General features: G+C 70.5%; 28 protein-coding genes and 1 riboswitch. Of the genes, 19 read left to right on the top strand and 9 right to left on the bottom strand.

Going from position 1 to position 20,853, the window contains the following annotated elements; translation table 11 throughout:
* Positions 1–36: 36 nt before the first annotated feature.
* Entirely contained in the window at positions 37–1,602 is a 1,566-nt protein-coding gene (locus BC793_RS10360; RefSeq protein ID WP_239169845.1) for a methyl-accepting chemotaxis protein, read from the top strand.
* On the opposite strand, the gene BC793_RS10355 is transcribed toward BC793_RS10360, so the two are convergent.
* The gene (locus BC793_RS10355; protein WP_109591704.1) at positions 1,592–1,945 is read right to left on the bottom strand and encodes a VOC family protein; all 354 of its coding nucleotides are present in this window, start codon (positions 1,943–1,945) and stop codon (positions 1,592–1,594) included. The two genes, BC793_RS10360 and BC793_RS10355, sit on opposite strands and share 11 nt — an antisense overlap.
* A 200-nt stretch (positions 1,946–2,145) precedes the next feature.
* Between BC793_RS10355 and BC793_RS10350 the strand changes: the two genes are divergently transcribed.
* The 9 genes from BC793_RS10350 (at position 2,146) to BC793_RS51185 (ending at position 8,647) form a co-directional block, all read left to right on the top strand.
* Positions 2,146–2,529, top strand: coding sequence for a roadblock/LC7 domain-containing protein (locus BC793_RS10350; RefSeq protein ID WP_109591702.1), 384 nt, complete (start codon positions 2,146–2,148; stop codon positions 2,527–2,529).
* 29 nt (positions 2,530–2,558) lie between these two features.
* On the top strand, positions 2,559–3,611 hold the full coding sequence (locus BC793_RS10345; protein WP_109592403.1) for a DUF4388 domain-containing protein: 1,053 nt from the start codon (positions 2,559–2,561) through the stop codon (positions 3,609–3,611).
* 40 nt (positions 3,612–3,651) lie between these two features.
* A complete protein-coding gene (locus BC793_RS10340) occupies positions 3,652–4,140 on the top strand; it encodes a roadblock/LC7 domain-containing protein (protein ID WP_109591700.1) in 489 nt (162 codons plus the stop codon).
* Between the two features lie 31 nt (positions 4,141–4,171).
* Positions 4,172–4,543 (top strand): hypothetical protein, encoded by a 372-nt coding sequence (locus BC793_RS10335; protein ID WP_109591698.1) that lies wholly within the window; start codon positions 4,172–4,174, stop codon positions 4,541–4,543.
* A 137-nt stretch (positions 4,544–4,680) separates the two neighbouring features.
* Complete coding sequence (locus tag BC793_RS10330; RefSeq protein ID WP_109591696.1) at positions 4,681–5,757, top strand: DUF2786 domain-containing protein; 1,077 nt, start codon at positions 4,681–4,683, stop codon at positions 5,755–5,757.
* 63 nt (positions 5,758–5,820) lie between these two features.
* A complete protein-coding gene (locus tag BC793_RS10325) occupies positions 5,821–6,933 on the top strand; it encodes an MFS transporter (protein ID WP_109591694.1) in 1,113 nt (370 codons plus the stop codon).
* A gap of 127 nt (positions 6,934–7,060) precedes the next feature.
* On the top strand, positions 7,061–8,044 hold the full coding sequence (locus tag BC793_RS10320) for an arabinan endo-1,5-alpha-L-arabinosidase (protein ID WP_109591692.1): 984 nt from the start codon (positions 7,061–7,063) through the stop codon (positions 8,042–8,044).
* 1 nt (position 8,045) lies between these two features.
* Entirely contained in the window at positions 8,046–8,318 is a 273-nt protein-coding gene (locus BC793_RS51190; protein ID WP_239169843.1) for a hypothetical protein, read from the top strand.
* A complete protein-coding gene (locus BC793_RS51185) occupies positions 8,315–8,647 on the top strand; it encodes an RICIN domain-containing protein (protein ID WP_239169842.1) in 333 nt (110 codons plus the stop codon). Before BC793_RS51190 ends, BC793_RS51185 begins: the two co-directional genes overlap by 4 nt.
* A gap of 74 nt (positions 8,648–8,721) precedes the next feature.
* On the opposite strand, the gene BC793_RS10310 is transcribed toward BC793_RS51185, so the two are convergent.
* From BC793_RS10310 to BC793_RS10300, 3 genes are all read right to left on the bottom strand, one after another.
* The gene (locus tag BC793_RS10310) at positions 8,722–9,549 is read right to left on the bottom strand and encodes a tetratricopeptide repeat protein (RefSeq protein WP_109591690.1); all 828 of its coding nucleotides are present in this window, start codon (positions 9,547–9,549) and stop codon (positions 8,722–8,724) included.
* Positions 9,550–9,677: 128 nt separating this feature from the next.
* On the bottom strand, positions 9,678–10,796 hold the full coding sequence (gene dusB / locus BC793_RS10305) for a tRNA dihydrouridine synthase DusB (protein ID WP_109591688.1): 1,119 nt from the start codon (positions 10,794–10,796) through the stop codon (positions 9,678–9,680).
* Between the two features lie 65 nt (positions 10,797–10,861).
* Complete coding sequence (locus tag BC793_RS10300; RefSeq protein ID WP_109591686.1) at positions 10,862–11,245, bottom strand: hypothetical protein; 384 nt, start codon at positions 11,243–11,245, stop codon at positions 10,862–10,864.
* Between the two features lie 115 nt (positions 11,246–11,360).
* On the opposite strand from BC793_RS10300, the gene BC793_RS10295 reads away from it, so the two are divergent.
* Positions 11,361–11,843, top strand: coding sequence for an XdhC family protein (locus BC793_RS10295; protein ID WP_203896105.1), 483 nt, complete (start codon positions 11,361–11,363; stop codon positions 11,841–11,843).
* Between the two features lie 123 nt (positions 11,844–11,966).
* Here BC793_RS10295 and BC793_RS10290 read toward each other — a convergent pair whose 3' ends face one another.
* From BC793_RS10290 to BC793_RS10280, 3 genes are all read right to left on the bottom strand, one after another.
* A complete protein-coding gene (locus BC793_RS10290; RefSeq protein ID WP_109591684.1) occupies positions 11,967–13,346 on the bottom strand; it encodes a glycine--tRNA ligase in 1,380 nt (459 codons plus the stop codon).
* A 69-nt stretch (positions 13,347–13,415) separates the two neighbouring features.
* Entirely contained in the window at positions 13,416–13,907 is a 492-nt protein-coding gene (locus tag BC793_RS10285; RefSeq protein ID WP_109591682.1) for a hypothetical protein, read from the bottom strand.
* 16 nt (positions 13,908–13,923) lie between these two features.
* Positions 13,924–14,265: an antibiotic biosynthesis monooxygenase family protein gene (locus BC793_RS10280; protein ID WP_109591681.1), complete on the bottom strand. Its 342-nt coding sequence runs from the start codon at positions 14,263–14,265 to the stop codon at positions 13,924–13,926.
* A 35-nt stretch (positions 14,266–14,300) separates the two neighbouring features.
* Between BC793_RS10280 and BC793_RS10275 the strand changes: the two genes are divergently transcribed.
* Genes BC793_RS10275 through BC793_RS10245 form a run of 7 tightly spaced genes read left to right on the top strand, consistent with a single transcriptional unit; the run spans position 14,301 to position 18,540 of the window.
* Positions 14,301–14,549, top strand: a complete 249-nt coding sequence (locus BC793_RS10275; protein WP_109591678.1) for a DUF6703 family protein — start codon at positions 14,301–14,303, stop codon at positions 14,547–14,549.
* A 49-nt stretch (positions 14,550–14,598) separates the two neighbouring features.
* Positions 14,599–15,516, top strand: coding sequence for a metal ABC transporter substrate-binding protein (locus BC793_RS10270; protein ID WP_109591677.1), 918 nt, complete (start codon positions 14,599–14,601; stop codon positions 15,514–15,516).
* 25 nt (positions 15,517–15,541) lie between these two features.
* Positions 15,542–16,324, top strand: a complete 783-nt coding sequence (locus BC793_RS10265; RefSeq protein ID WP_109591675.1) for a metal ABC transporter ATP-binding protein — start codon at positions 15,542–15,544, stop codon at positions 16,322–16,324.
* The gene (locus BC793_RS10260) at positions 16,324–17,190 is read left to right on the top strand and encodes a metal ABC transporter permease (protein ID WP_109591673.1); all 867 of its coding nucleotides are present in this window, start codon (positions 16,324–16,326) and stop codon (positions 17,188–17,190) included. Before BC793_RS10265 ends, BC793_RS10260 begins: the two co-directional genes overlap by 1 nt.
* Before the next feature lie 30 nt (positions 17,191–17,220).
* Positions 17,221–17,523, top strand: coding sequence for an ArsR/SmtB family transcription factor (locus BC793_RS10255; protein WP_109591671.1), 303 nt, complete (start codon positions 17,221–17,223; stop codon positions 17,521–17,523).
* Positions 17,520–17,921, top strand: coding sequence for a Fur family transcriptional regulator (locus BC793_RS10250; RefSeq protein WP_109591669.1), 402 nt, complete (start codon positions 17,520–17,522; stop codon positions 17,919–17,921). Before BC793_RS10255 ends, BC793_RS10250 begins: the two co-directional genes overlap by 4 nt.
* A gap of 16 nt (positions 17,922–17,937) precedes the next feature.
* Positions 17,938–18,540, top strand: a complete 603-nt coding sequence (locus BC793_RS10245; RefSeq protein WP_109591667.1) for a hypothetical protein — start codon at positions 17,938–17,940, stop codon at positions 18,538–18,540.
* A gap of 61 nt (positions 18,541–18,601) precedes the next feature.
* Here BC793_RS10245 and BC793_RS10240 read toward each other — a convergent pair whose 3' ends face one another.
* Entirely contained in the window at positions 18,602–19,099 is a 498-nt protein-coding gene (locus BC793_RS10240; RefSeq protein ID WP_109591665.1) for a DUF6328 family protein, read from the bottom strand.
* 31 nt (positions 19,100–19,130) lie between these two features.
* Positions 19,131–19,946, bottom strand: coding sequence for an alpha/beta fold hydrolase (locus BC793_RS10235; RefSeq protein WP_109592399.1), 816 nt, complete (start codon positions 19,944–19,946; stop codon positions 19,131–19,133).
* 136 nt (positions 19,947–20,082) lie between these two features.
* Positions 20,083–20,188, top strand: a riboswitch (TPP riboswitch).
* Positions 20,189–20,262: 74 nt separating this feature from the next.
* On the opposite strand from BC793_RS10235, the gene BC793_RS10230 reads away from it, so the two are divergent.
* Positions 20,263–20,853, top strand: a complete 591-nt coding sequence (locus BC793_RS10230; protein ID WP_109591663.1) for an ECF transporter S component — start codon at positions 20,263–20,265, stop codon at positions 20,851–20,853.

Genomic DNA, 20,853 nt, shown 5'->3' with positions numbered 1-20,853 from the left:
ACTAAGCCGGATGTCCAGGTTGCCGATGGGGCAACCGTGGGGATCTCCATCGTCGGCCGCCTTGTGGCACTGGGTGCCACCGGGCTGTTCTCGGTGGCGCTGGTGACGGGGTTCGCGATCCGCAACTCCGAGGACCAGAGTGCCGCGAACGAGGAGATCGCCACTGTCAGCTCGGCGATGAGCAACCAGTGGAACGCCGACATGATGCACGACGCGCTGCGGGCCGACGTGATGGCGGCGATGTACTCGACCACGGCGCAGCAGCGGGAGTTGTACGAGGTCGACGCCGTGGCGGAGCACGCGCAGACGATGGTGGACAAGTTCGACGCGGCGGCCGAGCTGGCGCCGGCGTCGTTACGGCAGCGGTACTCCGAGACCCGCCCGGAGATCGTCGAGTACGGCGACCTGGCGAAGGCGGCGGTGGCGGCCGCGGCGACCGACCGGGTCGCGGCGAGGCAGTCGCTGACGGCGTTCCTGGACCAGTTCGGGGCGCTGGAGGAGAGTCTGGGCGGGCTGGACGACGATGTGCTGGCGGCGGTCAACGCGGCCAGCGCGCGCGGCCGGGAGGCCGGGTCGGACAGTACGACGTTCATCCAGTGGGCGGCGGGCATCGCGAACCTGCTCACGCTGGTCGTCTGTGTGCTGACGGTGCGGGCGGTGCGGCGGCCGATGCGCGGCATGCGGGAGACGTTGCGGACGCTCGCCGGGCGGGATCTGACGGTACGGGCGCCGATCGTGAACCGGGACGAGTTCGGTGACATGGCGCAGGCGCTGAACGACGCGATGACGGAGATCCAGGGCACGGTGCGGGCGACCGCGGAGCGGGTGGGCCGTCTCAGCGCGGCCAGCGTGGATCTGCAGAAGCTGGCCGGAGAGTTGGACGGCTCGGCGGAACGGACGTCGGCGGAGGCCCGGAACGCGGACACGTCGGCGGTGCACGTGGCCGGTTCGGTAGGCGACATGATGGCGGCCACGGACGAGTTGTCCGCGTCGATCCGGGAGATCGCCCGGCAGACCGCGACGGCGGCGTCGACCACGCACGAGGCGACCACGAGCGCGAACCGGACCGCGGAGGCGGTGGGACGGTTGAGCGACGCCAGCCAGGAGGTCGGCGACATCGTGCAGATGATCACGAACATCGCCGAGCAGACGAACCTGCTGGCGCTGAACGCGAGCATCGAGGCGGCGCGGGCCGGGCAGGCCGGCAAGGGGTTCGCGGTGGTGGCGACCGAGGTCAAGGAACTGGCCGGGGAGACCGCGCGGGCGACCGGTGAGATCACCGCGAAGATCAGCGCGATCCAGGAGATGACGACGAGCACGGCGAAGGCGATCGAGGCGATCACCGCGGTCATCGCCCGGATCGACGACGGTCAGCGTACGATCGCCGCCGCCGTCGAGCAGCAGTCGGCCACCACCGATCTGCTGGCCCGCAATGTGGGCGCGGTGCAGGCGGCGGCGTCGGGTATCAGCGGCACGGTGTCGCACATCACCTCGTCGAGCGCGTCCACCGCGGAGGGCGCGAACACCACCCGGCACTCGGCGAGCCTGGTCAGTACGGCGGCCGAGGACATCCGTGGGCTGATCGACCAGTTCAGGTACTAGTACCGGAGAGTACGCAGAACTCGTTGCCCTCCGGGTCGGCGAGCACGACCCACGGCACGTCGCCCTGGCCGATGTCGACGGACCGGGCACCCATCCCGACCAGCCGTTCCACCTCGGCCTCCTGATCGTCCGGGCGCAGGTCGATGTGCAGCCGGTTCTTGGCCCCTTTGACGTCGGCGACCGGGGTGAACAGCAGCCCGGGCATCTGGTCGGGGGCGCGGCGGATCTCCACCTCGTCGGGTGCCTCGTTGACGATCACGTAGCCGAGCGCCTCGGCCCACCATCGGGCGAGCCGCGCCGGGTCCGCGGCGTCCACCACGACCTGTTCCCACCGACTGGGCACGAGACCTCCCTGATCGAGACGTGGCGATCAGGTTACGCCGACGACCGGCGGATCGGCTGGGGACAACGCCGTATCCGGCTCGCGGTGACGGGGGCATGACGCACAGCACGTGCGACTTGTGGTCTCACGGTCACCGGAGGATGGCCCACGGTGGCGGACGGGAAGCGTCCGAACTCCGACCCCCAGCGCTGAGGAGTGAAGTGCCCGGCGTCGACCACTGTCTACAGGAGGCCATGACGATCCCCGGCGCCGTCGGGGCCAGCATCGTCGACTACACGACGGGCTTCCCGGTCGCCACGACCGGTGCAGCGCCCAATGAGGACCACGAGGCCGCGGCCGCCGGCACGGCCGAGGTGGTCCAGGCCGCGAACAGCCGCTCGCTGTTCGTCTCGGCAGTACCGCACGACCTGCTCGAAGACCTGATCATCACCACCGCCGGGGGCTATCACCTTCTGCGGCTGGTCCAGACCGAGTTCGACAGCCGTCTGGTGCTCTACGTGTGGCTGGACCGGGTGCGCGGCAACCTCGCCGTGGCCCGGCGCACGATGCAGCGCCTGGCCGACGAGTTGGTCGCCCAGCGATGACACCACCACTGACCATGAAGGAGCGTTCGGTGGCCCGCACGAGGACCGCAGCGCCCGGCGACCTGCTCACGCGGGTCGCCGGCGAGCGGCAGACCGGAGCGCTGACGGTCGGGGGCCATCCGGGTGGTGCGGTCTACGTCTTCGAGGGCCGGGTCATCTACGCCGAGTCGTCGTCCGCTCCGGGGGTGGGTGAGCTGCTCACCTCGTCCGGGCGGCTGGCGGGCCGGACGTGGCAGAGCGCGCTCGACCTGGGCGCATCGGGGGCGCGGGTGGGCCGCCTGCTCGTCGAACAGGGCCATCTCACCCAGGGTGAGCTGGAGTTGTGCGTGCTCGGCGCCACCTATGACGCGGCGTACTTCGTGCTCGCCGACCGGTCCGCACCGGCCGAGTTCCGGCCCGGTGCCCGGCACTGGCTGGGCCCGGTCGTGCACATCGACGCGGCCGCGGTGGACCGGGAGGTCAGCCGCCGGGTCCGGCTGCTCGACGACATCTTCCCGAACCCGCTGATCGACGTGGCGCCGGTGATCCCGGTGGCCAGGCCGCCCCGGGAACGGGTCACCATCACGGCACCGCAGTGGGAGCTGCTGGTCCAGGCGGACGGGCAGCGCACGCCGGCCGACCTGGCGCAGCTGCTCGGGCGGGCGGGGTACGCGATCATCCAGGAGCTGCGCCGGATGGCCGCCGCGGGGCTGATCGAGCCGCCCGAGACGCGGGCGCCGGACTCCCCGGAGTTCGTCCGGCTTCCGCAGCCGCGCGGGGTGTCGGTCCCGCTGGCCCGGTCGGCGGCCCCCGTACCGGTGATCTCGGGTCCGGAACCGGTGGCGCGGCACCCGCCGCCGCACGGCGACCAGCGGCCGAACCGTGACCAGCGGCCGAACGCCGACCCGCCACCGCACGGTGACCCACCACCGGCGCCGCCGGGTGAGCACAACTCCGGCCCGATCCGGCCGCCGCGGCTGGCCCGCCGAAAACCCGGCGCCAAGCTGCCCAAGGAGATGGCGGGTGAGAGCCCGCCGGTGCACCAGGGGGCCGACGAGGTCCTGCTCAAGCGCATCCGTACCGCACTCAGGGCACTGCGGTGACGCGCGCACCCCCGACCAGCCGAAACAGCGAGGAAGAGGAATGACGGTGGATCCGGCGGTACTCGAGGAACTCGGGCGCCTGCGCAGCAGGTTGCCGGAACTGGCCGGCAGCGTCCTCGCCACCGCCGACGGGCTGGTCGTGGCGCACGACTCGCACGGCCTCGAGCCGGACACCCTCGCCGCGCTGGCGGCGGCCCATCTCGCCCTGGCCCGGCGGTTCGCGCACGCGGTCAGTCACGGTGAGTTGCGGGAGTCCGTGGTGGAGTGCGACGGCGGTTACATCACCTCGTACACCGCCGGACCGAACGCGCTGCTCACCGTGGTGACCTCGGGTGACGCGAACCTCGCCATGGTCCACCTGGAAGCACGCCGGTGCGTACGCCGGCTGATCCGGATCCTCGCCCTGGAGACGGCGCCTCAGCTGCGCCCGGAGATCCCCGCGCAGGCCGGCCCACCGACCCCGCTCGCCCGGCGGACCCCGATGGCAACCCTGCCGAACATGGCCCGTCGCCGCCAGGCGACCGGCTGACACCACCCACCACAACGGAGGAACGATTCCCATGCCCGACATGGACACCGCACTCAAGGAAATCATGGAGATCGACGGCTGCATCGGCGTCGCGCTCGTGGACCACACCAGTGGCATGGCCCTGGGCACCCTCGGCGGCGGCAAGGAGCTCGACCTGACGGTCGCCGCGGCCGGCAACACCGACGTGGTCCGGGCCAAGCTGCGGGCGATGGAGATGCTGAACCTGTCCGAGAAGATCGAGGACATCCTGATCACGCTGGATACCCAGTACCACATGATCCGGCCGCTGACGAGCCGGTCGGGGAAGGGCCTCTTCCTCTACGTGGCGCTGCGGCGGGACCGGGCGAACCTCGCGATGTCCCGGCATCAGCTGCGCCGTATCGAGAACGATCTCGACGTCTGAGCCGAAAGGCGTGAACGCCACCCCTGGCGGGGAGGGCCCGCACCGCCCTCCCCGCCCCCGCCGGTTCCGGTGGACAACGTTTCCCTCCCGAGGGGGCCCGGCCGGTGACCAGGGCCCCGGCAACTACCATCTCGTCCATGAGCGCCCGGGAGATCATTGACGGGGTGCGCTCCGGCGCTCTGAACTACGAGGACGCGCTGGACGCCCTGACCGGCGCACCCGCCGCCGAGACCGACGCGGCCCTGAGCGCGGCCCTGAGCGCCGAGTTCGAGCGGCTCTTCAGCAACGGCTGGCAGCCGGCCGAACTGCACCGGGCGGTGGCCCGGCGGGGCAACCCGCTCCAGGGCCGGCTGGTCGCCGAGGCCGCCCGGGACTATCTGCGTGGCCGCGAGCCGGTCGACGAGCGCTGGCGGGACCAGGCGGACGGCCTGCGTACCGCTGAAGGCCGGAAGCCGGACCGGATCGCCGTGCTGGACGCGTCGCTGGATCTGCTCGCCGAGTTGCGGCGGATGCCGCGCATCGAGATCCTGATCCCGCCGCCGGGCACCCCGCTCACCACCGTGCCGCACCACGGTGACCAGCGGATCCTCGACCGGGTGCGGGCGCTGCTGGCGAAGGCGGAGTCGACCGAGTTCCCGGCCGAGGCGGAGACCTACAGCGCGAAGGCGCAGGAGCTGATCACCCGGTACCGGATCGAGGAGGTCACCGTCGCGGCCGTCGACGTGGTGCCGTTCGCCCGGCGGATCGGTGTCGACCACCCCTACGAGAGCGAGAAGGCGGGCCTGCTCGACGCGGTGGCGAGTGCCAACACCTGCCGCACGGTCTGGTCGCAGGAGCTCGGCTTCAGCACCGTCTTCGGGTTCGACACCGACATCGACGCGGTCGAGTTGATCTACACGTCGCTGCTGGTGCAGGCCAACCGGGCGATGGTCCGGGACGAGAAGAACGTACGGAAGGCCCGGTTGAAGGCGTTCCGCCGCTCCTTCCTGGTCGCCTACGGTGTGCGGATCGGGGAGCGGCTGCGGCAGACCGTCGCACGGGAGCTGACCGGCCACGACCATCTGCTGCCGGTCCTGCGCAACCGCGAAATCAAGGTGCACGAGGCGCTGGACAAGGCGTTCCCGCGCACGGTCCGGGTCCGTGGCAGCCGGGTCGACAGCCTGGAGGGCTGGGAGTCCGGGCGGGCCGCCGCCGACGAGGCCGAATTGCGTTGACAGCGGGCCGGGCCCGGGCAGGATGGGGTCATGCACCCGATATGACGCTGACACCTCCATGCGGTGCACGCGCTGCAGGACAGCGTGCTCCTCTACCCGGTCTACGCACTGCTCTTCGCCGACGCCGGGCTCACCACCGGCGAGATCTCGTCGCTGTTCGCGATCTGGTCGGTGGTCTCCTTCCTGTGCGAGATCCCGGCCGGCGCGCTCGCCGACGTCTGGTCCCGCAAGCGGCTCTACGCGCTCGGTGAGGTCATCTCCGCGGCCGGCTGGGCCGTCTGGCTGATCCGCCCCGACTACGCCGGCTTCGCCGCCGGTTTCGTGCTGTGGGGCCTCGGCGGCGCGTTCGCGTCCGGATCACTGGAGGCGCTGGTCTACGACCGGCTCGGCGACGGCACGGCGTACACCCGGCTGATCGGCCGCGCACGCATGGTGGGCCTGCTCGCAATGCTCGCGGCCACCCTGCTGGCCGGCCCGGCGTTCCAGGCCGGCGGCTACCTCCTGGTCGGCATGATCAGCATCGCGACGGTCACCGCGGGCGGCCTGCTCGCCCTTCTCCTGCCCGAGAAACCCCCCGGCGGTACGGACGACACGACCGCCGGGGACACCGATGAGGCGGGCGGGTACCTCGCGGTGCTCCGCGCGGGCCTGCGGTCGGTCACCGGCAGCGCCCGTGTGCTCCGGGTTCTGGCCGTCGCCATGGCCGTGCCCGGGTTCTCCGCCCTCGACGAGTACCTGCCGCTGCTGGCCCGCGAGATGGGGGCGCCGACTCCGGCCGTACCCCTGCTGTTCGCTCTGACCGCCCTCGCGATGGCCGCCGGAAGCGGGCTCGCGGGACGTCTCGCACCGGATTCGCCGCGGCCCCTCGTGGGTGCTCTGGCCCTGGCCGCGGTGCTGCTGGCGGCGGGTTCGCCGGTGCCGCACCCGGCCGGGATGGTGCCGGTGTCGGCGGCGTTCGGCCTGCTCCAGTTCGCGATGGTGCACGCCGAGGCCCGGCTCCAGAACGCGATCACCGGCCCGGCCCGGGCGACCGCCCTGTCGGTGGCCGGGTTCGGCGCCGAGGTGGTGGCCCTCATCCTCTACGCCGCGTTCGGGCTACCGGTCGCGCTGCCGCTGCTGTGCGCGCTGATGGCCGTGCCGCTGCTGCTCACCGCCCTGCTCTCCGTTCAGCCGTGAAATGTCCGTCCACCCAGGCCGGGACGCACCTCTACCGGAGAGCCGTCGATTTCCCGCCGGTGGCACGCAACCTTTCCGGGCCACCCCGACACATACCTGCGTCTCCCCCATCGAAAGGCGCATCCCCATGCGATCCCGTCTCCGCAAGTTCCTGCTGGCCGGGGTGACCGGTCTGCTGGCCGTGACAGCCGGCGCGTACGGCCTGACGCGGGCCGACGCCGCGACCTACCCGAATCCGGGCGTCGTCACCGGCTCGACGTTCGCGCACGACCCGACGATCGTGAAGAAGCCGGCCGGCGACTACATCCTGGCCTACACGGCGCCGGGCATCGGGCTCAAGACCTCGGCCGACCGGACGAGGTTCACCGACGCCGGCAAGGCCTTCCCGAACGGCACCCCGTGGGCCGACACCTACACCGGCGGCGACACCAACCTGTGGGCGCCGGACATCTCGTACCGCAACGGTCGGTACCTGATGTACTACTCGGCCTCCACGTTCGGCTCCAGCCGGTCGGCGATCTTCCTGGCCGCCAGCACCACCGGCGCGGCGGGCACCTGGACCAACCAGGGCAAGGTCGTGGAGAGCACCACGAGCAGCGGTTTCAACGCGATCGACCCGAACCTGACGGTCACCCCGAACGGCGAATGGTGGCTCAGCTTCGGCTCGTTCTGGAGCGGGATCAAAATGATCAAGCTGAACCCGTCGACCGGTAAGCGCGCCGACTCGGCGATCCACCACCTCGCCGAGCGGTTCGTGAACAGCAAGTCGGTCGAGGCGCCGCACATCTACCACCGCAACGGCTACTACTACCTGTTCGCCGCGTTCGACCTCTGCTGCAAGGGCGCGTCCAGCACGTACCGGACCGTGGTCGGCCGGTCGACGAGCATCACCGGGCCGTACAAGGACCGCGCCGGCACACTGATGACCGCCGGCGGCGGCACCGAGATCCTGGCCTCCCACGACGCCGTCCACGGTCCCGGCCATCCGGCCGTCTTCCAGGACGGGGCACAGGACGTGCTGGTCTACCACTACTACACCCCTGCCGGTGACGCGCGGCTCGGCATCAACCTGCTGAGCTGGAGTTCGTCCGGCTGGCCGACGGTGTACTGAGATGCGCATCCGTCCCCTCAGAGCCGCGCTCGTCACGCTCCTGATGACCGCCGCGGCCTACGTGACCGTCGCCTTCAACCCGTTGAGCAGCGACGCGGCGGTCGGGTTCACCAATCCGGTGGCGGCCGCACCGTACGGCGCCGACCCGTGGATGGGCTTCGACAACGGCTACTACTACCTGGCCGCGACGACCTGGAACAACCAGGTCGTGGTCAAGAAGGCCAAGTCGGTGGCCGCCCTGCCCGGCGCCACCAGCACCGCATCGCGCCGATGAGCAACCCGTGGACGGTGTCCGCCCACGGCACGAGGATCTCGTACCCCACCCACGACTGGGAGAAGCAGGGCGGCAACACCGAGGAAGGGCCGTACATCCTCCAGCGCAACGGCAAGACGTTCCTGACGTTCTCGGCCAGCTCCTGCAACACACCTGACTACAAGATCGGCATGCTAAGCCTCACCCCGGTCAACGGCGGCTACCTGATCGCCAACCGCGGCAACGGGCTGATCCTCGACGTCACCGACTGCGGCATCGCCGACGGTGTCGCGGTCCGGCAGTGGGCGTCCCTGGGCAACACCTGCCAGCAGTGGAAGCTCACCGTCTGACAGGCGGCTGGTTCCCACCGCTGTCTCCGGCGTCGCGAGACAGCGGTGGGAACCAGCCCGGCACGATCTCGGCCTCAGACGGCGAATGCCCGGCCCAGGTAGTCGGTCACCGACCAGATCGCCTCGTGCGGGCCGTCGGCCGGCAGTCTCCGGTCCGCCGCGTCCCGCATCTGGTGGGGCCAGCCGCCGGCAGGTCGGGCCGCGGCCGCCCCGGTGTGCCGGCCGTCCCGCTCCAGCAGGGTGACCAGCGTGAACCGCAGGTACAGGTGGTTCGCCGACGGATGGCGGCGCAGCAGTTCCTCGCCCTCGGCGGTGCGACCGCGCACCTGGAGCAACAGGGCCAGGGGTGAGGCCGCGAACATGTCGTCGGCGTACGCCCGCATCAGCTCCTCGGCGTCGTCGAAGCGGGTCGCCGCGGTCAGTGCGCGCATCGTCTGCCGCGGATTGATCATGAAGTAGCGCCGGTCGGTGCCCCGGCGCAGCGCCTCCCGCTGCACGTCCATCGCCTGGTCGTACCGGCCGCTCTCGGCCAGCAGCCGCGCGCAGCGCTCCAGGGCCGTCGCGTCCGCGGGGAACCTGCTGATCAGCTCGAACTGGAAGCGGGCACCCGACTCGGCGTCGAAGTTCGACGCGCTCAACTCGACGAACCTGGCCAGCTGCTTCTGCGAGGCGGTCGTCGCCAGTCGCTCACCGAGCTCCCGGATCTCCGCCGTGCGGCCCTGGTCGCGGAGCAGCCGTGTCAGCGTCGCCCAGCACTCGATGTCACCGAAGGACAGTGCCTGCCGCAGGGTCTGCTCGTCGGAGGCCGGATCCCACGCCACCGACGGTGCCAGCGGGTGCCGGTCGCCGGGCTCGAAGTCGGCCGGCCAGAACGGGAACGGCTCCACGAAACGCTCGGGCATCCCCGCATCCTGCCCGTTCCGCCCGCACACCGCCGCCCCGGCCGGCTCCAGCCCGCTCAGCCGCCGGATTCGTCGGTTTCGGCGCCTTCCGGTCAGCCGCCGGATTCGTCGGTTTCGGCGCCTTCCGGTCAGCCGCCGGATTCGTCGGTTTCGGCGCCTTCCGGGACCGTCTCGTCGTCGCGGCTGTCCAGCCAGCCGTGCGGGAGCGACACCTTGCCCGGGGCGTTGACGCGGCCCCGGGGCTGCCCCAGCGCCTCCGCCGGGAAGGGCAGGGCCGGGTCGAGTTCGGCGAGCAGGTCGTCCAGCTCGGCCAGTGAGGAGATCATCGCCAGTCTGCGGCGCAGGTCGCCGCCGACCGGGAAGCCCTTCAGATACCAGGCGACGTGCTTGCGGAAGTCGGCGCACCCGTGCCGCTCGTCCTCCAGCGCCTCGACCAGCAACTGCGCGTGCCGGGCGATGATCTTGGAGACCTCACCCAGGGCCGGCAGCACCGGCCGGTAGCCGGCGCCCTGCGTGAAGGCGGCCTCCAGGTCCGCGAAGAGCCACGGACGGCCCAGGCAGCCCCGGCCCACCACGACACCGTCGCAGCCGGTGTGCTCGACCATGCGCAGCGCGTCCGACCCCTCCCAGATGTCACCGTTGCCGAGCACCGGCACGTCGAGGGCCTGCTTCAGGGTGGCGATCGCATCCCAGTCGGCCTTGCCCGAGTAGCGCTGCTCGGCGGTGCGGGCGTGCAGGGCCACCGCGGTCACGCCGGCCTCCTGCGCGGCGAGGCCTGCCTCCACGTACGTCAGATGGTCGTCGTCGATGCCCTTGCGCATCTTGATCGTCACCGGGATGCCGAACGGTTTCGCCGCCGCCACCGCCTGGCTCACGATCCGCCCGAACAGCCGGCGCCGCCACGGCAGGGCCGAGCCACCGCCGCGGCGGGTGACCTTCGGCACCGGGCACCCGAAGTTGAGATCGATGTGATCGGCCAGGTCGTCCTCGCCGACCATCCGCACAGCGGCCGCGGTCACGTCCGGGTCCACGCCGTAGAGCTGGAGGCTGCGAAAGCCCTCGTCCTCCGCGAACGCGATCATCTTGAGCGTCTTGGGGATCCGCTCCACCAGCGCCCGCGTGGTGATCATCTCGCAGACGTAGACCCCGCCGCCCTGCTCCCGGCAGAGCCGCCGGAACGCCACGTTGGTGATCCCGGCCATCGGCGCGAGCACGACGGGCGGATTAACGGCATGGTCGCCGAGCATGAGCGGTGCAGTCACGCGCTCTAGGGTGACACGCCCAGCCCGGCGACCCCGAATCGCCCGGTCCGCTACCGCTCGCCGTCCCGCTCGATCAGCGTGTCCAGCATCCCGACGATCCGTTCCACGCCGCCTGCGATGCTGTCGACCTTCCCTTCCAGGCGGTCGACCTTCCCTTCCAAGCGGTCGACCTTCCCTTCCAAGCGGTCGACCTTTCCTTCCAGGCGGTCGAGTCGCTGGCCGTGCTGCGCGAGGGTTGCGGTGTGCTCCGACTGGGTCTTTTGGATCGCTTGGATGAGGCCGTGCTGGACACGAAGCTTCTGGCCGAAGTCGGACTGATCAAGGTCCTGAGCGGCACGGAGCTTCTTCTGCTCGTCCATGTCCTTCTCCAGACGGGTAACGCGCTCTTCCAGGGTGGGCAACGAGGCCTCCAGGGGTGAAGGGTAATCGCTCAACGGGCCGACGTTGAGCTTTGAGCTGCGGTTCGCCCATGACTATAGCCTCATAACTAGTTTGCAGACGACACCTGGACAGGTGCAGTGCGTGCCATCTTCTGACAGAGTCGGTGGGGTGAGTGACGAGCTGAGCCCGCGGCGGCTGATCGCCGTCTTCGAGTCGCCGGTGTCGGAGATGCTGTTCCGCTTCGGGGTGGAGCTGGGCTTCCGCACCGTGCTGGTGGAGCCCGACCCGACCCGCCTGGCCGGGACACCGCGGCCGCACGGTGACACCTTCGTCAGCGACCTGGTCGCGGCGGCACCGGACGAGAACACCGACATCCTGCTGACCGACCATCACCGGCCGGAGATCGGCGCCCTGCTCAAGGAGGCACTGTCCGGCCGGTCGCGGTGGATCGGCATCCTCGGCAACCCGCGCGCGGAGGGCCCGCACGTGGCGGCGCTGCGCGAACTGGGCGTGCCCGACGACCAGATCAGCCGGGTGCGCCGTCCGGTCGGTCTGAACATCGGTAGCCGTACCCCACCGGAGATCGCCGTGGCGGTGCTCGCCGGACTGATCGCCGACCGCAACCACCGCCCCGGCGGTTTCGCATTCTGACCGCCGTCCGGCGTCGGGGAAGGCAGGCGGCGACGGTCCGCAGGAGTTCCGCGCGGACCATAGATCCTCATGAAGACCGCCGGGTTCCCGTACGGGCACCCGGCGGTCCGTGTCACATCCGGATCAGCAGCCGGGCAGGCGCTTGATCAGGTAGTCCTCGATCTGGTCGAGGGAGACGCGCTCCTGCTTCATGGTGTCGCGGTCGCGGACGGTCACCGCGTTGTCGGTGAGGGTGTCGAAGTCGACCGTGACGCAGAACGGCGTGCCGATCTCGTCCTGGCGGCGGTAGCGGCGGCCGATCGCCTGCGAGTCGTCGAACTCGACGATCCAGCGCTTGCGCAGGTTCGCGGAGAGTTCCCGGGCCTTCGGCGACAGCTCCGGGTTGCGCGACAGCGGCAGGACGGCGACCTTGACCGGCGCGAGGCGCGGGTCGAACCGCATGACCGTGCGCTTGTCGACGCCGCCCTTGGTGTTCGGGGCCTCGTCCTCGTCGTACGCCTCGAGCAGGAACGCCAGCACCGCCCGGGTGAGGCCGGCCGCCGGCTCGATGACGTAGGGCACCCAGCGCTCGCCCTTCTCCTGGTCGAAGAAGGACAGGTCCACACCGGAGTGCTTCGAGTGCGTGGTGAGGTCGAAGTCGGTGCGGTTGGCGACGCCCTCGAGTTCGGCGAACTCGGTGCCGCCGAACTGGAAGCGGTACTCGATGTCGACGGTCCGCTTCGAGTAGTGCGAGAGCTTCTCCTGCGGGTGCTCGAAGAACCGCAGGTTGCTCTCCGAGAGGCCGAGGTCGCGGTACCAGTTCCAGCGCTCCTGGAGCCAGTACTCGTGCCATTCCTCGTCGGAGCCCGGCGGGACGAAGAACTCCATCTCCATCTGCTCGAACTCACGCGTACGGAAGATGAAGTTGCCCGGGGTGATCTCGTTGCGGAAGCTCTTGCCGACCTGCGCGATGCCGAACGGCGGCTTCTTGCGGGCCGCGGTCGCCACGTTGTTGTAGTTGACGAAGATGCCCTGGGCGGTCTCCGGGCGCAGGTAGTGCAGACCGTCGGCGCTCTCGGTCGGGCCGAGGTAGGTCTTCATCAGGCCGTTGAACATCTTGGGCTCGGTGAAGGTGCCCTTGTTGCCGCAGTTCGGGCAGTTCAGCTCCTGGAGCGAGCCGGGCAGCTTGCCGTGCTTGGCCTCGAAGGCCTCCTCCAGGTGGTCGGCCCGGAAGCGCTTGTGGCAGGACTGGCACTCGGTCAGCGGGTCGACGAACGCGTCGAGGTGCCCGGAGGCGGCCCACACGTCACGGGACAGGATGACCGCCGAATCCAGGCCGACGATGTCGTCGCGCTGCTGGACCATGGTCTTCCACCACTGCCGGCGGACGTTCTCCTTCAGCTCCACGCCGAGCGGACCGTAGTCCCAGGCCGAACGGGTTCCTCCGTAGATCTCGCTGGAGGGGAAGACGAAGCCCCGGCGCTTGGCCAGGCTGACGACGCTGTCGATACGGTCGGCAGGCATGTGCGGGTTTCCTCCTACGCCGGCTGGGTGTCGGCGGGGAAATCAAGAGTTACAGGACGAAAAGCGAGGTTACTCCCCGAGGTCGCAGACCTCGAACTTGCCCGTCGACCTGTTCTGCGCGAGATCTGCCTGCAAGCGCGTCGAATCCCCGTCGGGATAGACGATCTCCACCGGCACGGTCAGCCGCACTCCCATGGACAGATCACCCACCCGGTACGAGTCGAACGGCTCGGTGTCGGACATCCGGGCGGTGAAGTCGGTGAGCGACTCGGCGTCCTGCGCGTCCTGGCAGAGCTGCTCGTAGGCGCCGTCGAAATCGCGCTCCCGCAGGTCGTCGAGGTAGTTGCTGACCACCACGTCGGCCTGCTCGTCGAGCGCGTTGGTGACGGACGTGGCCAGGCCGATGCCGGCCACCGCGCCGACGCCACAGACCAGCACCACGATGCCGGCGACGATGCCCACGCTCATCCCGACCCGCTTGCCCCGCCCCTCGACCGGGGGAGCCGGGAACGGCGGGTGCACGCCCGGGCCCGGCGGCGGCGGGGGCGGAGGAAGACTCATGTTCCCAGCCTAGTGTTCACCGCCAGGGATCGGCGGCCCGGTCGCTCGCCGTCACCACCACGTCGGCCCCCGGATCGGCGGAGGCCAGCGTCTCGAACGCCGACGGCTCGTCGAGGGAGTGCGCGAGCAACGGTGTGGCGTACAGCTTGACGTCGTAGGCACCGAGGGCGCGCCGGTAGGCTCCGACCGATTCCCACTCGGTGACCAGGGTCCAGCCGGTCGGGTCCTCGATGGCCTGGGCGAGCCGGCCGGAGCGGTATCCGGGGGTGCGCGCGAGGGCGGCGAGGGCGGCGTGCGCCTGATCCCGGAAGCCGTCCTGCGTTTCCGTGGGAACCGTGAAGCGGTTGAGCACCAACATGTGACGAGGGTACGCACACGCGACGGGAGCGACAGTTGACGCGCACATTCCTGCACCGGCTGGCGCGGGTGAATCCGACCGCGGCGTTCGCCGGGACGCTGGCCCTGCTGCTGGCCGGCCTGTTCCTGCCGGGCATCGTCGGCGCACTGCTGCTCGGCCTGCTGGCCGCGGGCCTGGCCACCCTGACGGCGGCGACCTGGCCGGTGCAGACCCCGGTCACCCGGGTGGTGCGGGTGGTGCTGCTCACCCTGCTGGTGGTGGCGGCGGTGTCGAAGAGCCTGTGAAAGCATGCGGCTTTGACAATCATTGTCATTATCGACCAGAGTTGCTGACATGATGCGCCGTCTGCTCCCCGCACTGCTCCTGCTGCCCGCTCTCACCGGCTGCGGAGGGGACTCCGCCGGCGCGGACGGCAAGCTCTCCGTCGTCACCGCCTTCTACCCGCTCCAGTTCGTCAGCGAGCGGGTCGGCGGGGACGCGGTGACCGTCTCCACCCTGACCAAGCCGGGCGCCGAGCCCCACGACGTCGAGCTGACCGCCCGCCAGGTCGGTGAGGTCGCCGACGCCGGGGTGATCGTCTACCTGGGCGGCTTCCAGCCCGCCGTCGACGACGCGGTCAAGCAGAACGGCGGCGACCGCGCCTTCGACGCCACCACCGCGGTCGAGATGATCAGCGCGCAGGAGGCCGACGACCACGCCGAGGAGGGCGGCGCGCAGGCCGAGGAGGAGCACGGCGGCACCGACCCGCACGTCTGGCTCGACCCGACCCGCCTCGCGGGCATCGCCGACAAGCTGGCCGAGCGCCTCGGCAAGGCCGACCCGGCGCACGCCGCCGACTTCACCGCCCGCGCCGCCGCCCTGCGCACCGAGCTGACCGCCCTCGACGGGGAGTTCACCACCGGCCTGGCCGGCTGCGCCCGCCGTGAGCTGGTGACCAGCCACACCGCGTTCGGATACCTGGCGAACCGCTACGAGCTGACGCAGATCGGCATCACCGGCATCGACCCGGAGACCGAGCCGTCGCCGCAGCGCCTCGCCGACGTGGCCGCCGAGGCCCGGGAGCACGGCACCACCACGATCTTCTTCGAGACGCTGGTCAGCCCCAAGGTGGCGGAGACCATCGCCAAGGAGGTCGGCGCACAGACCGCCGTGCTGGACCCGATCGAGGGCCTCACCGACGACTCGGCAGACTACTTCTCGGTGATGCGCGCCAACCTGACCGCATTGAAACTGGGCCTGGAGTGTTCGTGAGCGAGCGCGAGACGGAAGTGACGCCATGAGCGTTGTCGAGGTCAGTCACCTCGCGGCCGGATATGACGGCCGCGAGGTTTTGCACGACGTGTCGCTGAGTGTGACCGCCGGCGATGTCGTCGCGATCCTCGGCGCCAACGGCTCCGGGAAGTCCACCCTGATCCGGACGATCCTGGGCCTGGTCCCGTCGCGCCGGGGGGAGATCCACCTGTTCGGGACGCCGCAGCAGCGGTTCCGGCGCTGGGAGCGGATCGGGTATGTGCCGCAGCGGCTGGGCGCCGGCAGCGGCGTGCCGGCCACGGTCGGCGAGGTCGTCGCATCGGGCCTGCTGGCCCGGCGCGGCGTCTTCCGTTTCCCGGGCGCGGCCGACAAGGCGGCGGTACGGGACGCGCTGACCGCCGTCGGCCTGCTGGACCGGATCGGTGACCCGGTGACGACGCTCTCCGGCGGCCAGCAGCAGCGCACCCTGATCGCCCGGGCACTGGCCGGCCGACCCGATCTGCTGGTGCTGGACGAGCCGAACGCGGGGGTGGACGCGGCCAGCCAGGAGGCGTTCGCCGCGGCGCTGACCCGATTCGCCGGTGACGGCGGGACGGTCCTGCTGGTCCTGCACGAGCTGGGACCGCTGCGGCCGCTGATCGGGCGGGCCGTGGTGGTGCACGACGGGCGGATCGCGTACGAGGGGACCCCACCCGAGCCGGCCGGGCATCACGCCGAGCCGGACCACGAGCACCTGCACCCGCATGCCGAGCAGCTGAAGGCCGGCATCTGCGAGTGGGCGCCGACCGAGGGGACGAAGGCGTACTGATGGATCTGCTCACGCAGCCGTTCATGCAGCGGGCCCTGATCGCCGCGATGATCATCGGGCTGGCCGCCCCGGCGCTCGGCATCTACCTGGTGCAGCGCCGCCTGTCGCTGATCGGCGACGGGATCGGGCACGTCGCGCTCACCGGCGTGGGCCTGGGCCTGCTCACCGGCAACGACCCGGTGTACACGGCGGTCGTCGTGTCGGCTCTGGGCGCGGTCGGTGTGGAGCTGATCCGGGAACGCGGCCGCACCTCCGGCGACCTGGCCCTGGCCATGCTGTTCTACGGCGGGATCGCCGGCGGTGTGCTGCTGGTCGGCCTCTCCGACGGCAGCGGCAACAGCAGTCTCATGCAGTATCTCTTCGGCTCCCCGCTGACCACTTCGGAGAGCGACCTGGTGGTGATCGGCGGGTTGGGTGCGGCGGTCCTGACGGTGATGCTGTTCTTCCGGCCGGCTCTCTTCGCGCTCTGTAACGACGAGGAGTATGCGAAGGTCAGCGGCCTGCCGGTGCGGACCCTCAACATTCTGCTGGCGGTGACGACCGCGGTGACGGTGACGATCGCCATGCGTACCGTCGGATTGTTGCTCGTCTCCGCTCTGATGGTCGTCCCGGTGGCCGCCGCGCAGCAGCTCACCCGCGGTTTCGTCAGCACGATGACGGCGGCCCTCGCGATCGGGGTGAGCGCGGCCGGGGCGGGTGTGCTGGTCTCGGCGGAGGCGAACACCGCGCCGGGCGCGACCACGGTGCTGCTGGCCCTGGCGGCGTTCGCGGCGGCGGCGATCGGCGCGTCGATCCGGCATCGGCTGCGCCGGCCCGCGCCGCAGCCGGTGGCGTCCGAGCCCCCGGATGTCGTGTTGCATGGCTGACCACGGCCTGCCTGTACCGTTGGCGCAACGATGACGACGACCACCGGTTACGAAGCGTACGAATCGGCGGGGGCCCTGCTGCGCGCCCTCTCCGCGCCGATCCGTGTCGCCATCGTGGTCGAGCTGGGCGTGGGCGAGCGCTGTGTGCACGACCTCGTGGAGAAACTCGGCGCCCCGCAGCCGCTGGTGTCACAGCACCTGCGCGTGCTGCGCGGGGCGGGCGTGGTGCGGGGTGTGCGGCGGGGCCGGGAGATCGCATACTCCCTGGTGGACGAACACGTGGCCCACATCGTCGCCGACGCCGTGAGCCACGCCAGGGAGAGCCGACTGTGAACCCCGAGAGTCAGATCCGCAACACCAAGCAGCGCAGCGCGGTCAGCGCCGTCCTCGCCGAGACCGAGGGCTTCCACAGCGCCCAGGACCTGCATGCGATGCTGCGGGACCGGGGTGAGCGGGTCGGGCTGACCACGGTGTACCGGACGTTGCAGGGTCTGGCCGACGCCGGGGAGATCGACGTCATGCGGCCGCCGGGCGGGGAGCACCTCTACCGCCGGTGCAGCCAGGGCCACCATCACCATCTGGTGTGCCGGTCGTGCGGGCGGACCGTCGAGGTGCTCGGCCCGGCGGTCGAGTCGTGGGCCGACAAGATGGCCGGTGAGCACGGCTTCGTCGACGTCTCGCACACGCTGGAGATCTTCGGGACATGCCCGGAGTGCGCCGCGAAGGGCTGAGTGCGACGCTTCCGAGGTGAAGCTCTATGCGGACCGCGTTCCCGTCGCCCTTCGCCAACTCGTCATCGACATCCTCGTCGTCATCTGGGTCTACCTGTGGATCAGGGTCGCCCTGTGGATCCACGACGTGGTGGAGAAACTCGCCGTCCCCGGTCAGAAGCTGGAGAGTGCCGGCGGCGGCATCGCCGACAACCTCGCCGATGCGGGCGGCAAGGTGGGCCGTGTGCCGATCGTCGGTGACGAGCTGACCGCACCGTTCACCGGTGCCGCCGACGCCGCCCGCTCGATCGCCGACGCCGGCCGGCAGCAGCAGGATTTCGTGGAGCAGCTGGCGCTGATCCTGCCCGCTCTCGCGCTGGCGGTGCCGCTGGCCCTGGTGCTGTTCGTCTGGCTGCCGTCGCGGTTGCGCTGGGTGCGCCGGGCCGGGGTGGCCGCGGCGGTCCGGAACCATCCGGCCGGTCAGGATCTGCTGGCGCTGCGGGCGCTGGCGTCGCAGCCGCTGACCGAACTGGCCAAGCTGGGCCCGGACATCGCGCAGAGCTGGCGGTCCGGCGACTCGGCCGCGGTCGAGGCCCTGGCCGGCCTGGAACTGCGCCGGCTGGGCCTGAAGCAGCGTTAGACACAGCTGGTCGTCAGCGCTGTCTCAACGGCGTTGAGGCAACGCTGACGACCAGCCGGAGTCAGTCGCTCTGCTCGTCCTCGTCGTCCTCGCCCCACTCGCGGTGGGCGAACGGCAGGATGACCCAGTAGGTGAGGAACCAGCCGCCGGTGATGGCGGTCAGCGGGATCGCCCACTGCCAGTCCAGCAGGTAGTCGGTGATCAGCAGGACGCTGCTGGTCATCGCGATCAGCATGAAGGCCAGGCCACCGGTGGCCATCTTGTGCGCGTACTTGACCAGCTCGGGTTTGCGGCCCTGACGGAACAGCGCGCGGTGGAACGCCACCGGCGAGATGATCATTGCGGTGGCGAACGCCGCACTGATCAGCGCAACCGTGTACACGTCCTTCTGGAACGCGGTGACGTTCGGGAAGCCGCTACTGAACGGCAGAGTCAGCAGGAACGCGAAGAGGATCTGCACGCCGGTCTGCGCGACCCGCAGTTCCTGGAGCAGATCCGCGAAGTTGCGGTTCCATCGCTGCGTCTCGGTCTCTCGGGAAGTGTGTGTATCGACCGCCATGACGGGCGGAGTTCCCCGTCGACCCCCTTGATCAAACGCCGATTCGTGCCAGCACCGCGTCGGCCAGCTCACGCGGCGCCTGTTCCGGTACCCAATGGCTGACACCCCGCATCGCCACCAGCTGATAGTCGGCCCGTACCCAGTCCCGGGTGCGCAGCGCCGCGGTCAGCCCGACCACCCCGTCCCGGTCGCTCCACACGTAGGTGGTCGGCACCGTGACCACGCCGAGATGCGCGATCTGTCCGGTGTCGAAGGCGCGGTACCAGTTGAGGCCGCCGGTGAGCCGGCCCGGTTCGCGCATCGCCGCGACGTACTGCTCGGCGCGCATGCCGACCGGCCGCAGCATCAGCCGCAGTGCGAGAGCGTGCTGGGCGAGCAGCAGTCTCTCGGCGAACGGTCGCCGGAACACCTCGAAGTAGGCGAGCCGGGCCTTCTGGCTGGGCCGGACCCGGATCGCGAGCATCAGTGCCCGCGGATGCGGAACGGAGATCGCGGTGAGCGTCCGCACCCGGTCCGGATGCCGGGCGGCCAGCTGCCAGCCCACCTGCGCACCCCAGTCGTGGCCGACGACGTGCGCGCTGTCGATGCCGAGCGCGTCGAGGACGGCGATCGCGTCCGCGGTCACCGACGTCATCGTGTAGGCGGCGACGTCGGCCGGGCGGGCGCCGGGCGAGCATCCACGCTGGTCCATCGCGTACGTCCGGAGACCGGCCGCGTGCAGGCGGGGCAGGATCAGGTCGAACTCCCGTGAATCCTGCGGAAAGCCGTGCAGCAGCAGGACCGGTTCGCCGTCCTCCGGCCCGCCCTCGTGCACGTCGAACGTCAGTCCCCGGGCTTTGACCTCGATCACGTCATCCCCTCCTGTTTCGCGCCGCTACCAGGTGTTACGGTCATCGAAGCACATCCAACGAAGCTTTTTCGCGACGGCGGAGACGATATGCATCGCTCAGGCGATGTGTTCGCCGACGGGTCACGGGAAGGCTTCGATCCGACAGGGGAGCGCACAGCGCTGAGAGTGCGGGGTGAACCCGCAGACCCTAGTACCTGATCTGGGTAATGCCAGCGCAGGAAGCTCGGTCTCTCCAGCCGCGTCGTGCCCTGGGCATCGCCGCCCGGGGAACACGGCGTGCGTCTCCTCCCGGTACCCACTGGGAGGCATTCCAATGAAAGACATCAATTCTCGTCGCTGGCGGACGATAGACATCGTCATCGCCTCGGTCATCGCCGTCGCGTTCGGCGTGATCTTCTGGGCCTGGAACACGGTCTGGTCGGTCACCGAGGGCGCCTTCGCCTTCTTCCCGCCGGCGCAGACCGTGATCTACGGCGTCTGGCTGATCCCGGCCGTCCTCGGTGGCCTCATCATCCGCAAGCCGGGCGCCTCGCTCTACACCGAGACGGTGGCCGCCGTCGTCTCCGCGCTGCTCGGCAGCCAATGGGGCGCCCCGGTCATCCTCCAGGGCCTGATCCAGGGGCTCGGCGCGGAGCTGATCTTCGCGGTGCTGCTCTACCGCAACTTCAAGCTGCCGGCCGCGATCCTGGCCGGCGCCCTCACCGGGGTCGGCGCGGCGATCTACGACTTCGTCCGGTACACCGCCGGGACGGATCTGTGGTCGTACCGCATCCCGTACGCGGTGATCACCGTGATCAGCGGCGCACTGCTGGCCGGGATCGGCTCGTGGGCGCTGGTCCGGGCGCTCGCTCCGACCGGCGTGCTGGACCGGTTCGAAGCGGGCCGCGAGCGGGCAACCGTCTGA

Source organism: Actinoplanes xinjiangensis (genome assembly GCF_003148685.1).
Classification (GTDB): domain Bacteria; phylum Actinomycetota; class Actinomycetes; order Mycobacteriales; family Micromonosporaceae; genus Actinoplanes; species Actinoplanes xinjiangensis.
Note: the sequence above shows the minus strand (reverse complement) of the source record. Positions and strands in the feature narration are given on the sequence as shown.